The organism is uncultured Murdochiella sp., from assembly GCF_902488755.1.
Lineage (GTDB): Bacteria > Bacillota > Clostridia > Tissierellales > Peptoniphilaceae > Murdochiella.
In genome coordinates this window covers 1-14927 of the sequence record NZ_CABTXF010000013.1, presented here as the reverse complement: position 1 = coordinate 14927, position 14927 = coordinate 1, and the positions used below count along the sequence as shown (strand labels likewise).

17 protein-coding genes are annotated in these 14927 nt (G+C 49.0%); 7 read left to right on the top strand and 10 right to left on the bottom strand.

Annotation, left to right across the window (positions count from 1 at the left end):
* The first annotated feature begins 21 nt into the window (after nucleotides 1-21).
* Together RDL68_RS02510 and RDL68_RS02505 are read left to right on the top strand one after the other, a co-directional pair.
* Nucleotides 22-213, top strand: coding sequence for a hypothetical protein (locus RDL68_RS02510; RefSeq protein WP_308540100.1), 192 nt, complete (start codon nucleotides 22-24; stop codon nucleotides 211-213).
* A 22-nt stretch (nucleotides 214-235) separates the two neighbouring features.
* A complete protein-coding gene (locus tag RDL68_RS02505) occupies nucleotides 236-409 on the top strand; it encodes a hypothetical protein (protein ID WP_308540099.1) in 174 nt (57 codons plus the stop codon).
* Between the two features lie 272 nt (nucleotides 410-681).
* Here the strand turns inward: RDL68_RS02505 and RDL68_RS02500 are convergent, their stop codons facing one another.
* The gene (locus RDL68_RS02500; RefSeq protein ID WP_308540098.1) at nucleotides 682-900 is read right to left on the bottom strand and encodes a cation transporter; all 219 of its coding nucleotides are present in this window, start codon (nucleotides 898-900) and stop codon (nucleotides 682-684) included.
* Between the two features lie 478 nt (nucleotides 901-1378).
* Between RDL68_RS02500 and RDL68_RS02495 the strand changes: the two genes are divergently transcribed.
* A complete protein-coding gene (locus tag RDL68_RS02495; RefSeq protein ID WP_308540097.1) occupies nucleotides 1379-1729 on the top strand; it encodes a metalloregulator ArsR/SmtB family transcription factor in 351 nt (116 codons plus the stop codon).
* Between the two features lie 34 nt (nucleotides 1730-1763).
* Here RDL68_RS02495 and RDL68_RS02490 read toward each other — a convergent pair whose 3' ends face one another.
* Nucleotides 1764-3161: a HAMP domain-containing sensor histidine kinase gene (locus RDL68_RS02490; protein ID WP_308540096.1), complete on the bottom strand. Its 1398-nt coding sequence runs from the start codon at nucleotides 3159-3161 to the stop codon at nucleotides 1764-1766.
* Nucleotides 3158-3835 (bottom strand): response regulator transcription factor, encoded by a 678-nt coding sequence (locus RDL68_RS02485; RefSeq protein ID WP_308540095.1) that lies wholly within the window; start codon nucleotides 3833-3835, stop codon nucleotides 3158-3160. The genes RDL68_RS02490 and RDL68_RS02485 overlap by 4 nt, the downstream gene beginning before the upstream one ends.
* 127 nt (nucleotides 3836-3962) lie before the next feature.
* Here RDL68_RS02485 and RDL68_RS02480 point away from each other — a divergent pair, with 127 nt between their 5' ends.
* From RDL68_RS02480 to RDL68_RS02470, 3 genes are all read left to right on the top strand, one after another.
* Nucleotides 3963-4109 (top strand): CD1871A family CXXC motif-containing protein, encoded by a 147-nt coding sequence (locus RDL68_RS02480; RefSeq protein WP_308540094.1) that lies wholly within the window; start codon nucleotides 3963-3965, stop codon nucleotides 4107-4109.
* On the top strand, nucleotides 4102-5025 hold the full coding sequence (locus RDL68_RS02475) for a 4Fe-4S binding protein (protein WP_308540093.1): 924 nt from the start codon (nucleotides 4102-4104) through the stop codon (nucleotides 5023-5025). Before RDL68_RS02480 ends, RDL68_RS02475 begins: the two co-directional genes overlap by 8 nt.
* Nucleotides 5026-5098: 73 nt before the next feature.
* The gene (locus RDL68_RS02470) at nucleotides 5099-6085 is read left to right on the top strand and encodes a TlpA disulfide reductase family protein (protein ID WP_308540092.1); all 987 of its coding nucleotides are present in this window, start codon (nucleotides 5099-5101) and stop codon (nucleotides 6083-6085) included.
* 170 nt (nucleotides 6086-6255) lie between these two features.
* Here RDL68_RS02470 and RDL68_RS02465 read toward each other — a convergent pair whose 3' ends face one another.
* The 7 genes from RDL68_RS02465 to RDL68_RS02435 all read right to left on the bottom strand — a co-directional run bounded on the left by RDL68_RS02465 (nucleotide 6256) and on the right by RDL68_RS02435 (nucleotide 13828).
* Nucleotides 6256-6426, bottom strand: a complete 171-nt coding sequence (locus RDL68_RS02465) for a hypothetical protein (protein ID WP_308540091.1) — start codon at nucleotides 6424-6426, stop codon at nucleotides 6256-6258.
* Nucleotides 6427-6474: 48 nt separating this feature from the next.
* Entirely contained in the window at nucleotides 6475-8217 is a 1743-nt protein-coding gene (locus RDL68_RS02460) for an ABC transporter ATP-binding protein (RefSeq protein WP_308540090.1), read from the bottom strand.
* Between the two features lie 2 nt (nucleotides 8218-8219).
* Nucleotides 8220-10019, bottom strand: coding sequence for an ABC transporter ATP-binding protein (locus RDL68_RS02455; RefSeq protein ID WP_308540089.1), 1800 nt, complete (start codon nucleotides 10017-10019; stop codon nucleotides 8220-8222).
* A gap of 37 nt (nucleotides 10020-10056) precedes the next feature.
* Nucleotides 10057-12327 (bottom strand): FtsX-like permease family protein, encoded by a 2271-nt coding sequence (locus RDL68_RS02450; RefSeq protein WP_308540088.1) that lies wholly within the window; start codon nucleotides 12325-12327, stop codon nucleotides 10057-10059.
* Nucleotides 12327-13022, bottom strand: coding sequence for an ABC transporter ATP-binding protein (locus tag RDL68_RS02445; protein ID WP_308540087.1), 696 nt, complete (start codon nucleotides 13020-13022; stop codon nucleotides 12327-12329). The genes RDL68_RS02450 and RDL68_RS02445 overlap by 1 nt, the downstream gene beginning before the upstream one ends.
* A complete protein-coding gene (locus tag RDL68_RS02440; protein ID WP_308540086.1) occupies nucleotides 12997-13137 on the bottom strand; it encodes a hypothetical protein in 141 nt (46 codons plus the stop codon). The genes RDL68_RS02445 and RDL68_RS02440 overlap by 26 nt, the downstream gene beginning before the upstream one ends.
* 196 nt (nucleotides 13138-13333) lie before the next feature.
* A complete protein-coding gene (locus RDL68_RS02435; protein ID WP_308540115.1) occupies nucleotides 13334-13828 on the bottom strand; it encodes a hotdog domain-containing protein in 495 nt (164 codons plus the stop codon).
* 191 nt (nucleotides 13829-14019) lie between these two features.
* Here RDL68_RS02435 and RDL68_RS02430 point away from each other — a divergent pair, with 191 nt between their 5' ends.
* Nucleotides 14020-14808: a DUF1287 domain-containing protein gene (locus tag RDL68_RS02430; RefSeq protein WP_308540085.1), complete on the top strand. Its 789-nt coding sequence runs from the start codon at nucleotides 14020-14022 to the stop codon at nucleotides 14806-14808.
* The last annotated feature ends 119 nt before the right edge of the window (nucleotides 14809-14927 follow it).

Here is a 14927-nt window from a genome sequence, read left to right as displayed (position 1 = left end):
TTGGACGTTTGCCAGGGGTGCGTGGCGGTTCTTGACCCTGGCAAGTCGCGAAATTGGACGTTTGCCAGGGGTGTTCCCCTTCGTTCGACCCCTGGCTATCGGCTAAAAAGACGATTTGCCAGGGGTGCGTTGCGACTTTCGACCCTGGCAAGTCGCGAAATTGGACGTTTGCCAGGGGTGTTCCCCTTTGTTCGACCCCTGGCTAACGGCTAAAAAAGCGATTTGCCAGGGGTGCGTGCCGATTTTTCACCCTGGCAAGTCGCGAAATCGTCCGTTTGCCAGGGGTGTTTCCCTTTGTTCGACCCCTGGCTTACGGCGAAAAAAGCGATTTGCCAGGGGTGCGTGCCGATTTTTCACCCTGGCAAGTCGCGAAATTGGACATTTGCCAGGGATACTTTCCTTTGTTTGACCCCTGGCTAACGGCTAAAAAAGCGATTTGCCAGGGGTGCGTGGCGGTTTTTGACCCCTGGCAAGTCGCGAAATTGGACGTTTGCCAGGGGTGTTCCCCTTTGTTCGACCCCTGGCTAACGGCTAAAAAAGCGATTTTCCAGGGGTGCGCGACCCGACTGAATTGCAACAGGCTACCTTCTTCAAAAGGAATCCTTTTGCAACTTGGTTTCTACCGAGATAAACAGCATTGCACCTCTTTACAACTAAAACCCGTCTTCGATAACAATCTCTCTAATAATGGATCGTGCAATCCGGTTCAATTTTCTTACAGGCTTTAAGAACCTCCTCCATCACCTCTTGAGGATGATATCCATCAGTAAACTGAACCGTCATTTTTTGCATCATAAAATTGACGCTCGCTTTTTCAACGCCAGCTGTCTTATTTGCGGCTTCTTCCATCAAGTTAGCGCAGTTTGCGCAATCCACTTCCATCGTGTACGTTTTTTTCATTGTCTTCTCCTTATGTGATTCTATTCGCTGCTTTTCAGGCTGTGATGAGCCGTAGTGACTATTGCTCTCAACCACAAGTCTTTCCGCCTTTAGTAAGGTCGGAGGGCGGTAATGTAAGGGGACAATAAGGGCAAATATCTCTTCTTTCACAAGATAGGACACCTCCTCATAAGATGACTCTTTCCTAACGGAAGGATACTTGCCTTGCCTCTTACGATTCTACTATTAAGCACTTGTTTAATTATCATGGCTAAATTATAATATTGCGTGAGTAGAAAGTCAATAGTGCGTTTTACCAGCACAGCGTCAGCCTTGCACCAAATGATTGAACAGCTAACGGAAAACGTCTGTCCGAAAGGAGATGCAACGCCTATCTGACTTGGTAAATGACTGCGAAAAGGGTGATTTTATTGCTCTTGGCTTTTCCCCACCACAGAAAAGAGGTCAATGCAATATGGAAAAAAGGAAGACGAAGACGATGCCAAAGCATCCGCCGGCGCCGCCGGAACCGGATCGCATCAAGCAGCAACTGCAGATTGTCAGCGATTTTCAAATCGTTTCGGATATTTTTAAGCAGTTAGGTGACACGACACGCATCCGTATTTTTTGGCTATTGTGTCATCATGAAGAATGTGTGCAGGATATTTCGGCGCTGCTCGAAATGTCAAGCCCGGCGATTTCGCATCATTTACGCCCATTGCGTAACAGCAACTTGGTGGTCAGCCGCCGCGAGGGAAAAGAAGTGTACTATCGAGCGGCAGATAACGCGCAAAGTCAGCTCCTGCACCAGATGATTGAACAGGTAATGGAAATCGCCTGCCCGAAATGAAACGCAGCCTACGCTTGTGATGAAAAGCTCTACATTAGGACGAAAACGGCAGCGTAACTTGAAGAGTGGTACCGGCCGAAGAACTTTCGACAACGCGAAGCGTCCCCTGATGCAATTTGACGATTTCTCCGGCAAGAGCAAGCCCTAAACCGACACCGCCCTGTTGACGACTGCGCGAAGACTCCAGGCGATAAAAGGGTTGAAAAATAGTCTCCCAATCCTCCTCCGGAATACCGAAGCCGGTATCCTTCAACATAATAAGGATGCTCGAACCCGACCCGGAAACACCGCCTTTCGTCGACGTCCTGGATTGTACCGACAGCGTGGACAGCTTAGACTGTGCCAACGGCTTAGACTGTGCCAACGGCTTGGACTGCCCCAACCGTTCAGACTGCCCCAACTGTTCAGCCTGTGCCAACGGCTTGGAATCGACCTGTCCTGCGCCTGTCAGGGGATGCTCTGGTTCGCCTTTTGACACCGAAACCGCAAGGGAAACACTGCCGCCCGGACGGTTGTATTTTATGGCGTTTTCCGTGAGGTTGAAAAAGAGACGCGAAAGAAGACGATCACTGGCATACAGCGAGACATCCTCTCCGGAAAAAGATAGTGCCACCTGCTTCTTTTCCGCCAACGGCGTGAGATCCGTCACGATTTCTTCCAACATCGGCAAAAGAGAAACGTAATCCGTGCGCGGAATATAGCGTGCGCTGCTCATCTCTAAAAGAATCGTCACCGTCTCTGCCAAACGCTCTGTCTGTTCCCGAAGGGAAGTAATAAGGTGGCGCAACTCGTCATCCATGTCCGGATGCTCCTCTGCAAAAGCATCAAGACGCATTTGCAAAAGCGCAAGCGGTGTGCGCAATTCGTGGGCAGCATTGCCCGTGAACTGACGCTGTGCCGCAAAGGCAACATGCAGACGATCCAACATATCATTAAAAGAATCCGCGATGGAGCGAAACTCCGCAAGCGTATCGGTACTGACGTGCATATCCTCCAGATTCGTCAACTGTACTTTTTCAATCTGCGAAGAAAAATCTTCCAGCGGGCGAAGCGCACGACCACTCACAAAATAGGCGATAATGCCACTAAGTAACGTTACGCCAATGGTCACATACCAATTAGTCATCGTAAACTGTGCCTGCGCCTCACCGATAACAATCGTCAGATTCTTTTCCCGACTCATATTCTGGGGATCAAACGAAGCCGACGGAACATGCACCGAAGCGGCGGAATCGTCGCTATCCGGAGAAGAAGACCGATTGTCTTTCTCCGTCGAATCCATTTGTAATTCCAAGGCCAGTAAATTTCTTCCGATCTCTTCCATGCGACGAAGTCCGGAGCCGCCCAAAAGCAGCATCATGGTCATACAGCTCGTCGCAATAAGAAGCGAAGTCATCAGCGCAATGCGCCATTGTAAGGAACGACGAATCATGACGTTGGTCCTCCTAAAAGATAGCCTTCCCCGATGCGATTGCGCACCGGATCATAGCCGAGCGCCGCACGCAACTTTTTGCGCAGAGCACTGATGTGTACGCGAATGGCATTGCTGAAGCTGTCCACACTGCCATCCCAGACATGCTCCATCAACTCTTCTTGACTGACCGGACGTCCCGGATGCAGAAGCAGATACTCCAAAATGCCACTCTCCTTTTTTGTCAGCGCAATAACCTGTTCTCCGACGGAAGCCGTGCGCGTGCGTGTATCAAACGTCAGCTCGCCAAAGCGCAAACACACTTCCTGCTGAATAAAATCGCGGCGCAAAAGGCTGCGCACCCGTGCCGCTAATTCTTCCAGATGAAAAGGCTTAGAAAGATAATCATTCGCTCCGGCATCCAAACCATTTACCTTATCCGCAATTTCACTGCGCGCCGAAAGAATCAGAACCGGCGTTGTCAAATCCTCTTCGCGAAGAGTGCGCAAAACAGTCATGCCATCCACCTTCGGCAAATTCAAATCCAAAAGCACCAAATCATACGGTTCGTCCAAAACCGCATCCAAAGCCGCCTCGCCATCCGCGCATATATCCACACTATAACCTTGGCGACGCAAACTTTTGGCAATGCTGTCGCTTAAAAAAGGTTCATCTTCCACAAGTAATAAACGCATACGATCCTCCATTTTGGATGCAGTATAGCACACGTCCTGTTCCTAACACCATCTTTCGTCCACTTCTTAACATCATCTTTATGTGCCATCTGCTATTCTGTTTGTCGTCAACAAGAAAGGAGTCGCCATGAAGACAAAAAAACGTAGCATCACCCAGATCAGCCTTCTCGTCGCCGCGGTGGGAATGATCGTCTTTGGTGCCATGCGCGGCGAGGTACAGACTGTCCTCGCTAAAGCCATTCGTCTATGCATGGAGTGTGTAGGCATTGGCTGATCCAAAGAAAAGCAAATCGCGGTTTATTTCTCGCTTCCGCGGATGGGGACAAGCAGGCGCGGCGCTGCTGACCAATATCCATCTGCCGAACTTCTTCAGTGGGAAGCTCTATCAAGGAAACGGAAAAATGGTCTGTGTGCCGGGACTCAATTGCTATTCCTGTCCGGCAGCTTCCGGTGCCTGTCCCATCGGCTCTTTTCAGGCTGTGGTCGGATCTTCCAAATTTCGCTTTTCGTACTACATAACCGGCATTCTCATCCTCATCGGCGTATTGCTCGGTCGCTTCATCTGCGGCTTCTTATGTCCGTTCGGCTGGTTTCAGGAATTGTTGCATAAAATTCCGACGAAAAAGTTCTCGACTAAGCGGCTTCGCCCTCTGACGTACCTAAAATACATCATTCTGGTCGTCATGGTCTTTCTGTTACCACTGTTGTTGGTGAATGAAATCGGGCTGGGGGATCCTTACTTCTGTAAATACCTCTGTCCGCAGGGCGTATTGGAAGGTGCTATTCCACTTTCGCTGGTCAATAGCGGTATCCGCGCAGCACTGGGAACACTCTTCACCTGGAAGTTGGGCATTTTGCTGACGGTCATCGTCCTGAGCATCCTCTTCTTCCGTCCCTTCTGTAAATGGATTTGCCCGCTGGGCGCATTTTATGCTCTGTTCAACCGCATATCCCTCTTGCAGATTCAGGTCGAAGAACACCGCTGCGTTTCCTGCGGAAAATGCGCAAAGGCCTGCAAAATGGATGTGGACGTATTAAAAACGCCTGCCCATACGGAATGTATCCGCTGCGGCATGTGCATCAACGCCTGTCCTACCGGTGCGCTCCATTTCCGCTACGGACTGGGATGCGCCAAGAAAAAGGCGCTCGAAGCCGCCAAACCGGAAAAACCGGTTGTCGCAGAAAAGTAGAAGTTGAGCGAACCATCATAGAAACGAAAGAAAAAAGCAGTAAAGCAACCGTAAAACCGTAAAGGAGAAAAAAATGAACACGAAAAAATTACCTTTAGTATTGTTGACCGCCGGTCTGGTGATTGGCCTTGCCGCATGTGGCGGTAAGAAACCTGCCGAAAGCAGCGAAATGCCGGACAGCGGCATGAGCGTTCCTGCAGCGGAAGCCGGAAAAACGGATCCCACGGCAGAAAAAGGTGGTTCGGATGTCGATGCCAAGTTGGCGGAACTGCACGACCAGGAAAACGCCATTTTCAGCAAAGATAAAGACCTCTGGGACAAAGTATTCCTTGCGGCGAATAAGAACTCCGGCATGATTTCGGACGGCACCAACTATGGCGACTTCCTGCTGCAAACTATCGAGAGCGCAAAAGACAAATTCACCGAAGAAGAGTTGAAAACCTTGAAAGCCGGCGCGGAAGAAATCCGCAAAATTGAAGATAAAATCATGGCACTGGAAAAAGAAGCGCCGAAAGAGAACAAAGGGGAAGCCGATAAAGGCGGCGCAAAACAGGGTGCCACCACTCCTTTCCCCGATTTCACCGGTAAAGATTTGGACGGCAACAACGTCGATTCCGGCATCTTCCGCCAGCATTCCGTCACCGTCATCAACTTCTGGTTCAGCACCTGCAATCCCTGCATCGGCGAGCTGGGCGAGCTGGATGCCCTGCATAAGCAGTTAAAGGAAAAGGACGGCACGGTCATCGGTATCAACTCCTTCACGCTGGATGGCGATAAAGACGCGATTGCCGAAGCCAAGAGCATTCTGCAAAAGAAAAACGCAACCTATCCGAACCTTACCTTTGCCTCGGACAGCGAAGCCGGTAAGTTTGTAAAGAACATCATGACTTTCCCCACGACCATCGTCGTAGACCGTGACGGCAACATCGTCGGCGATCCCATCCTCGGCTCCATTGCGGAAGGTAACGCCAAAAAGATGCTGGATGAACGTATCGCGCAGGTTCTGGCAAGCGATGCGGACAAAGACGCTGCGTATAAAGCGGATTCATCCAACAAGTAATCTCTTTTCCCCACCGGTTGCTTTTCTCCGGCGCCTCCTACCTCCGAAGAAAAGCGTACATACCGGTTGGTAAAAACGTTGGAGCCTCCTACCTCCGACGCGAAAATAGAAAAGCAGAGCAAACCCCCCGAAACGAACGTTTCGGGGGCTTTGCGTTGGTTATGAACAAATCATTTGTTGTTTGCCATGTGCGCAGGGTTAAAAGAAATGAGCTCATACCGACATGTCAGGCGCGTAACATTAAAAACAGTACACGTGTAAAATGTTACATCCCAGTCGCCATCCAGCATAGTCTGAACACCTTCTGCCGGAATAATTTCGGTATCCAGCAACCGATACACTGCACCTCTTTCCGTGTATTTTTTTTCATCATAGAGAAGCGATGGCGATTATGCTTTCCATTCCGCCGATCGGCGCTGCAGGCGACTCATGCGGGAAAAGAAACTATTTTCATCAGCTAACAGCGCCGATGGTGAACCGGTCTCCCTCACTTTTCCGTGGTCGAAAACAACGATGTAATCCGCTGCCTCGATTGTGCGCATACGATGGGCAATCACCAGAACGGTCTTATTCACCAATAAGTGGGACAAAGCTTCCTGCACTTGTGTTTCATTTTCCACATCAAGAGAAGCGGTCGCTTCATCAAGCAGCACAATCGGAGCATTTTTCAGCAGCGCACGAGCGATAGAGATTCGCTGCCGTTCTCCGCCCGAAAGGCGAGTGCCATTTTCGCCAATAGGCGTATCATATCCCTGCGGAAGACGTTCTACAAAAGTATCACAATTTGCCGCTTTTGCCGCTGCAATGACCTCGGCATCGTTCGCGCCTCTTCTTCCCAAGCGGATGTTTTCCATAACCGTATCATCAAAAAGCATAACTTCCTGAAAAACCATGGAAAAATCAGAAAGAAGAACTTCCGGGTCGATAGATGTCACGTTGATGCCTCCAACGGCGACGGTTCCTTCGTCGGCATCCCAAAGACGTGCCGCCAAGCGAACACAAGTGCTTTTTCCCGAACCCGACGGACCGATAAGCGCAGTGACTTTTCCTTCCGGCGCGGTAAAACAGACATCGTGAAGCACCTCTTCCTGCTCATAACGGAACGAAACATGAGAAAATGTAATGTCATGGCGATGAGAAGGAAAGGCTTCACTACCCTGTGCAACAGGGGTATCCTCAATCTCCATCAGACGTTCCGCCGATATGTGCGAGATGAATAACTCAGCAATCAACGCTAAGCTCTGATCAAATGGTGCGTAAACACGGGAAATGACCAGCATAAAAAGAAACAGCGTCATGAAAGAAATCTTTCCGGAAGCAATGCGACTTGCACCAACAAGAATAGTCGTGGCAACGCCCAATCGCATAATCACGCTTGCTGCGTTCACAAATATGCCGACAACAAATTCTCCCTTTCGCATGATTTTTTCCTGCCCATCCACAGCGAAGAAAAAGCGTTGTAAAAACGACACTTCCTGACAATTCGCACGAATTTCGCGTACATTCTCAAGCATATCCTGCATAGTATCCGAAACATGAAGCGCCGCTTTTTTTCCTTCTTCGGATAGACGTTTAGCCAGTACACGGCTACTGAACAATAATGTAAAAGCAACAGGAACGCCCCATAAACAAGCAATAGCAAGGTGCACGTCCTGTAAAAATAAACCGACCGCAATAATCGTAGTAGAAATGAAGGAACCGTATAAATAGCCCAAGACATGGCTCCAAACATGTTCAAGACGATTAACGTCACTCATGACTGTCTCGCTGAGATCTGCCAAGTCGCGCTTGGCAAAAAAATGCAAAGGTAGCTTTCGCATACTTTCCGCTAAGCGTATGCGAACATTGCGCACTTCGCCATAAACAAGACCGTAGGTAGCTCGATATTGCTGGTAATGCGTAGCTAACGAGAGGACAAGAAAGAACACCGTCATCCAAAAATAAACGGTAAACGACGGCATGGGTTCGTCCTCCAGCCAATATGCCATCCAATCACGCATCAACAGATAAAGAATGCTAATTCCACCCATGACGACAAGATCAACAACTACGGTCCACCAGACACCTTTTTTGATATTTTTCACGCCCTGCTCGGTAAGAGCATATTTGCGTTGAAAGGCTTTCCCAAACATGGTTACTCCTCTCTTTTCCCAATCTTCCATTGCAAGGATTGCTGATAATCGTTCCACATTTTCGAGTAAAGTCCCTGACGCTGTATTAACTCTTGATGCTTACCTTCTTCGGCTATTTGCGATTTTGCAATAACTAAAATGCGATCCGCATCGACCACCGTAGAAAGGCGATGCGCAATAAAAAGGACGGTCTTATTTTTCAACAAGGATCGAAATGCACATTGAATAGCCTGCTCATTTTCGGGATCAGCGAACGCTGTCGCTTCATCTAATACGACGATTGGCGCATCTTTGAGGATCGCTCTGGCAATCGCAATACGTTGCTGTTCTCCGCCGGAGAGATAGGTGCCTTCCGTGCCCAGAACCGTATCCATACCTTGGGGAAGTTTCTCTATGATCGTCTTGCATTGCGCCGCTTCCAAAGCCGCATATATTTCTTCCCGCGTAGCACTTGGACGCGCCACACGTACATTTTCCGCAATGGAAAGCGGAAAAAGACGATTCTGTTGAAAAACGAATGCAACACGTTTCATAAGAACATGCAACTCCATCTGTCGCACATCTATTCCGCCAATAGAGACCCTGCCGGAGGTCACATCCCAAAAACGGGGAATCAGGCTGGCAATCGTCGTTTTTCCTCCTCCTGAGGGACCGACTAACGCCAATTTTTCTCCTTCATTAGCCGTAAAAGAGATATGGGAAAGCGCCGCTTCCTTTGCTTCCGGATATGTAAAGGAGACATCCTCAAAGCGTATCGCATAATGAGCTGGCATAACGGGGTTTTCCGTTACCGGAAGAAGAGGCGCGGAAAATACCGTATCGATGCGACTCATCGCTATGTCTGCCTGAAGCAGTCCTCCAGCCGCAAACATGATGCGCGCAAGCGCAGTGGAAAGCAAAGCCGAAAAGACAGCGTAAAAGGCAAAATTGGTTAAAAAGAGGGCAAATGATTCCTTGTGTTCTGCTGTTGGCATCAGCAGAAATGCTGCCGGAAGCAAGAATACAAAAGCGCTCTTTGTAAACGTCAAATTAACAGATTGCGGAAAACGACAAACCTCTCCCTGATACTGATCCGCTTTATCACTATACATCTCGATGGCTTGTTTGAATGTGCGAAATGTATAAATGCTTTGTTGGAATATTTTCACAACCGGTATACCACGTATATATTCCGTTGCCGCCTTGCTCGTCTCATCTAACGCTTCTTGGTATTCCGCCATCCGCTTGCTGTTCTTACCTCCCATCATGGAAAACATCGCAAGCAAAGAAATCACCGCTGCCAGCATACACGCCATGCCCATGCGCCAATCAAATGCAAGAAGCAAAATTACCATGGTGATAAAAAGAACCACTGTGCCAACCGTATCCGCAAGATTATGTGCCAACAACGTCTCCGTATCCGCCGCCCCGGCATCCAAGCGATTACGCAAAAAACCACTTGGATGTAAATCGAAGAAGCCTAGCGGAACGCGCATCAAATGCTCCATCCCCTGCTTGCGAATATTTGCGGCGGTACGAAAAGCCGCAAAATGCGTACACATGAGAGCCGCAAAATAGGTCACCAATCCTAAAAACGCAAAAAGGAAGGCAGTTTTTCCATAATGAAATAAGCCCGTGGCTTCGTTCCATTGCGGCGCAACAGCAAGCAGATCGCGAAGCACAAACCAAATGCACAAATAAGGAACTACACTTAACGCCATGGCGATGCCTGAAAGAACCAATCCAAGAATGGTTAACGCCTTATATTTTCCTGCGAAAGCAAGTAAGCGACGAATGGTAGAAGGTTGTTTTCGTTGTTTCAATTTTTACCTCTCTTTCTTTGGTGCTACGCAAACTGCGCTACATCTCTTTCAATGTCTCGGTCATGCTGATTTTCGCAATTTTGCGCTTCTGCAAGGCTTGCACCAAGAAGAAGAGCACTGCGCCGGTCGCACTCACCAGATAATAGATGTACATGGGAAGCTGTGGGTCCATGTAGGCATCAAGTTTTTTCAACGAGACAGTCAGCAAAACGGTCAATGCGGAGCGCAGAATAAATGGTAATACCAGCAAGAATACGCCAAGCACCATGCCGGTCGCGCGCAAATACACACCGGTCGTTTCGGCGTCCGTAAAACCGAATATCTTGAGATACGCGATCTCCGTTTTTGCCTTATCCACAATCGCTTTGGATAAGAAGTCAATAAAAATGAAATAAAACAAAACCGCTACGACGATAATCGGAACAATTATCTGTCCAAACGTGTCAAGAAAATGATCGGCGGCTTTGCCTACGCTTTGCCGGTCAATGCTCGAAACAACGGCTGCAGGTTCAAGCGGTAGCGTTTGTTCCGAATAGTAGCCGGAAAATGCGTCCTTGTCGTATCCCATGACGGAATTAAATGAGGCGAGCGGCATATACGCAGAAAGCGTAACCGCTTGCTTTCGCATCGTGCGAATACAAAAAACATACGATTTTCCTGTATAGGGATTGGCGACCGTAATGCGATCTCCTTCAACGAAGCCAAACCGTTTCATGAGACCCTCCGAAGCCTGAATTTCTCCTTCTTGAAGCGCATCTATTTCTTTGGCATCGAAATAACGACTTCTGGGGGAAACGCCGTAGAGCGTAAACGGATGAATATCTCCCTCAACAGAAAGATCGAACGCGGCATACCCGAATTTTTCCGCTTTTCCCTCAGTGATATCCGCTGCCGCCGTCGGACGAACAAAGGTCTGCACTTTTGCCGGAAATTCCTTTTGCATCAATTCCGCGTGACGCTCAAAAAGTGGGCGCAGTCCCAAACCAAAGCAAAGAAAAACGCTCGAGAGCGTCACGCCGAATAGCAGAACCAGCACATTCAGCTTGTTGTGGCGTAACACCTTCAACCGATAGCGCGAAAGAAAGCCCAAGCGAGAAAAGAAAGGTAAGCCGGATAAGTGCATCTTGGAAACCCGCGGTTTTCGCCCCAACTCATGACGCAAAAAGCGCAACGGGCGCAGGCGCAGCTTAATCGTCAGCATCAGAAATTGAATGGACATGACGAGGACAGCAGGGAGAAGCGTGGTCCACAAAAACGCGCGCGCATGAAACAGGGGGTGGAAAACTGGAAGCGAAAACGAGTCGTAATAAAGATTGACATACAGCTTATAACCAACCGTATACGTAAAAAGATTGCCCAGCACCGCGGCGGAAAGCACCGCCATTGTCGGCAGCAGCATATAGTGAACAATCAGTTCCCGACGGGTATAGCCCGATGCCATGAGCGTTCCGATGGCGCTTGCTTCGGATAGAATCTGATTGCGAGTCTGCATGGTGAACACAAAGGCGATGGACACTATCGCCAGAATCAGTACCGTGCGCATCATGGGGACATCGCCTCCCATATCGTCCATCATGTAGGAGATGCGCTTATTCTGGTCTTTCGTCATCGCTTCGGTCAAGACAGTATCTTCGTAAATCGTTTTGGTGATTTCTTTCAGCGTGTCATTGGCTTCTTTTTTTGTTTTGGCAGTTTTCTGCTCGCAATAGACATAATTGTATTGCAACCCCTGCTGTTCAAAACGTGAAAGTCCTTCTTCGCTGACAATGCCCGCGCCAAAATTCTTCGTATCCATCACGAGATCGGCGCGACTGGGCATCATGGCGGTATAATCCGGAAGGACTACTGTACCTACCAAGCGCATTTCATGTCCGCTAAGCGTAATTTTCTGTCCCAATTGATAACCGTGTTCCTTGGCATAATTGCTATCCAGCGCCACCTCGTCATTTTTTTTCGGCAAACGTCCGGAAATCACGTCGGGAAGATTGATTTTCTGTCGTATGGCATAAAGATGTACGTTGGCATCTCCGTCCTTCGCCTCGGTATAATAGGCTTTTTCCAGCTGGATGTCCTTCTCTTCCAGACGTTTCCACATTGAATCGCTCAATGGCAAAAGCGTTGTAAAGCGTCCGTCCTCCACATTGGCGCGATCGATAAAGTCGTAATACAGGCGTTCGACCGACCCTTGTACTAAGAAAAAGGCGGAGCAAAAAACAATCGTAATGAGCAACAGCAAAAACAACGGCACATACTGCGCCGGTTGGTGAAGCAACATCCGAGGGATGCGCTTATGCATCGGATTTCGCATTACCAGCTCACCTCCTTCGCCGAAAGCGGTTTTGGATTCGTTGTGACTTCCAAAATCGATCCGTTATGCAGGCGGATGGTCGTGTTACACATCTGCGCAATCTGCGTATTATGCGTGGCAATAATAATGATAGGATGGTATTTTTCTTTCAGTTTTTCAATCAGCCCCAACACATCTTTTGCACTTTCGTAATCCAACGCGCCGGTGGGTTCGTCGCACAACAACAACGAAGGATTCTTGACAATCGCGCGCCCAATTGAGGTTCGCTGCGCCTGCCCTCCGGAAATCTGATTGGGATATTTATGGATTTGATCGCGCAGACCCAATGTATCGATGGTCTCATCAACGCTCAGCGGATGTGCAGACAAGTAAGCGCCCACCTCGATATTTTCCTTCACATTCAGATTGCTGATGAGGTTATAAAATTGGAAAACAAAGCCCACGTGATGTCGCCGATACTGCTCCCGTGCTTTTTTCCCTACCTTATGCAAAGCAACATCGGAAACCATCACCTCGCCCTCATCGATATCTTCAATGCCACCCAAAATATTGAGCAATGTCGATTTTCCCGAACCGGATGGACCTAATAGGCAAACCACTTCCCCATCGGAAATGGTTAAATCCAAGTTTTTTAAGACCTCTACCCGATTTTCCCCTTCTCCGTAAAACTTATGTAAATGGCGTATCGTAATCATTTTTTCCCTCCGTATTGATGGGATGGGCGAACGTAACTCGTCGCCGCGCCGCCGCCTCGATTCGTCGTTTTTGCCGAACCAAAGCATCCGCATCTGGTTGTTTCGTCTTTCCCACCTCTTTTGTTAGTTATAACTAACTCTTTCTTCTTGTACTCTACTCCAAAGTAAAAACGGACGCAAGCGATTTTTCTTCTCGATCCGATAAAAAAGATCGAGAAATACGCTTGTGCCCGTCTTCCATGCGCACCGCTTTAATAGGTTGTTTTTAACGTCTGTCCGCCAATCGAATTGGAGATCCTTATCGGCAGCGATTACATCGTATCCTTTACCCCCACCGCCACCATGCGCGCTTTGGCGCGAAGTTCGCCGTCGGCGACCATTTCCATGGCGACGATGACTTTGTGTTCGCCGATTTCTTCGGCTGTTGCGGTAACGGTGACTTCCTTGTCCATCGGTACAGGTTTCTTGAAGTCCACTTCGAGATGCGCCGTAATGCAGCGTCCGATGACCGTTTCTGCCGTCAGCGTCTGTCCGTTTTCGCGATGCCGAAACCACGCCGCCGAAGCCGTGCCATGACAGTCGAAAATCATCGCAATCATTCCGCCAAAAAGATTTGCCGGCACACCACCCGTAAACTGTTTCGCCGGAGTCACACGGCAGATGCACTGTTCGCCGTCTTCGGTCGGATACGATTGAATGTGCATTCCCTCTTCGTTTTTGGGACCGCATCCCCAGCAGTGCTGGAAGCGCTCGCCATACGTGTCCTGAATGGCGACGGCAGTCGCCTTGTTGTTCTCCTTTGTCATGATTTCTCCATTCTGTTTCACCGATATGGCGCAGTCGAGAGCGATGCGCCGTGTTTTTTTCATTGTACCATTTGCCGGCTCTTATGAAAAAGACCGGTGTTACAACTCGAACAGAAATGGTGAGGTTGTTCCGCCAAAATACCAATCTTAATCAATTCTTAATAGAGAAGCGCCGAATGCGAAAAAACACGATGTACACTACAAGAAAGAACCCTTATAAAAAAGCCAAAGAAAAGGAGGCGCACATGACATGCCGTTCCTCTCTCCCTCGACAGAAAGGCACGACTGCCAAAAAGGCGGTTCGTAAGACAGGACATCGCAAGCCGAGAAAAAAGCGGCGTTTTCTTGTGCTATTTCTCCTTCTTCTCCTCGGCAGCGGTCTTTGGCTAACGCAGCCCTTCTATGCCCATGGTTTCCACCGTCTTCCGGACGCCTATGGAGAATCTCTCCCACCGATTCACAGCACAGTGGATAAAGACGGCGACGGCATCGACGACCAAACGGATATTCTTCAAGAAACCATTGCCTATCTCTCCACCAATCCCCAGTATGAAAGCCGCTACTATCCGAACGGGTATCCGGACGACGAGTACGGCGTTTGTACGGATGTAGTCGCCTTTTCGCTGCTACATGCCGGCTATGACCTTAAAACGCTGGTGGCGGACGATGTGGCGAAGCATCCCCAGGACTACGACATTGCGCAGCCGGATGCCAACATTGACTTTCGCCGCGTGCGTAATCTAAAGGTCTTTTTCGCTCACCATGCGATACCAAAAGCAACGGACTTTGCCGATATCGACGAATGGCAGGGCGGCGACATCGTCATTTTTGAAGACCACATTGGGATGGTATCCGATCGCCGTAATGCTCACGGCGTCCCTTACGTGCTGCATAACGGTTCGCCTACACAGCGCGGCTATGAGCAAGATATTCTCGAAAACCGTCAAGATATTGTCGCACACTATCGGATGTCGGAGTGATAGGTGGTGGCGTAGAGCGATGAAAGAAAATAACACAGGCAATAAAAAATGCCCGTTTCCTTGTAAGAGCAAGGACGGACATTTTCAACTACGGAGAAGGTGGGATTCGAACCCACGTG

Bases quoted from the DNA above. Each gene is read 5' to 3' on its own strand.
- RDL68_RS02485 (WP_308540095.1), bottom strand. From the start codon at position 3,835: ATGCGTTTATTACTTGTGGAAGATGAACCTTTTTTAAGCGACAGCATT.
- RDL68_RS02480 (WP_308540094.1), top strand. From the start codon at position 3,963: ATGAAGACAAAAAAACGTAGCATCACCCAGATCAGCCTTCTCGTCGCC.
- RDL68_RS02495 (WP_308540097.1), top strand. From the start codon at position 1,379: ATGCCAAAGCATCCGCCGGCGCCGCCGGAACCGGATCGCATCAAGCAG.
- RDL68_RS02430 (WP_308540085.1), top strand. From the start codon at position 14,020: ATGTACACTACAAGAAAGAACCCTTATAAAAAAGCCAAAGAAAAGGAG.
- RDL68_RS02460 (WP_308540090.1), bottom strand. From the start codon at position 8,217: ATGTTTGGGAAAGCCTTTCAACGCAAATATGCTCTTACCGAGCAGGGC.
- RDL68_RS02450 (WP_308540088.1), bottom strand. From the start codon at position 12,327: ATGCGAAATCCGATGCATAAGCGCATCCCTCGGATGTTGCTTCACCAA.
- RDL68_RS02470 (WP_308540092.1), top strand. From the start codon at position 5,099: ATGAACACGAAAAAATTACCTTTAGTATTGTTGACCGCCGGTCTGGTG.
- RDL68_RS02435 (WP_308540115.1), bottom strand. From the start codon at position 13,828: ATGACAAAGGAGAACAACAAGGCGACTGCCGTCGCCATTCAGGACACG.
- RDL68_RS02490 (WP_308540096.1), bottom strand. From the start codon at position 3,161: ATGATTCGTCGTTCCTTACAATGGCGCATTGCGCTGATGACTTCGCTT.
- RDL68_RS02500 (WP_308540098.1), bottom strand. From the start codon at position 900: ATGAAAAAAACGTACACGATGGAAGTGGATTGCGCAAACTGCGCTAAC.
- RDL68_RS02445 (WP_308540087.1), bottom strand. From the start codon at position 13,022: ATGATTACGATACGCCATTTACATAAGTTTTACGGAGAAGGGGAAAAT.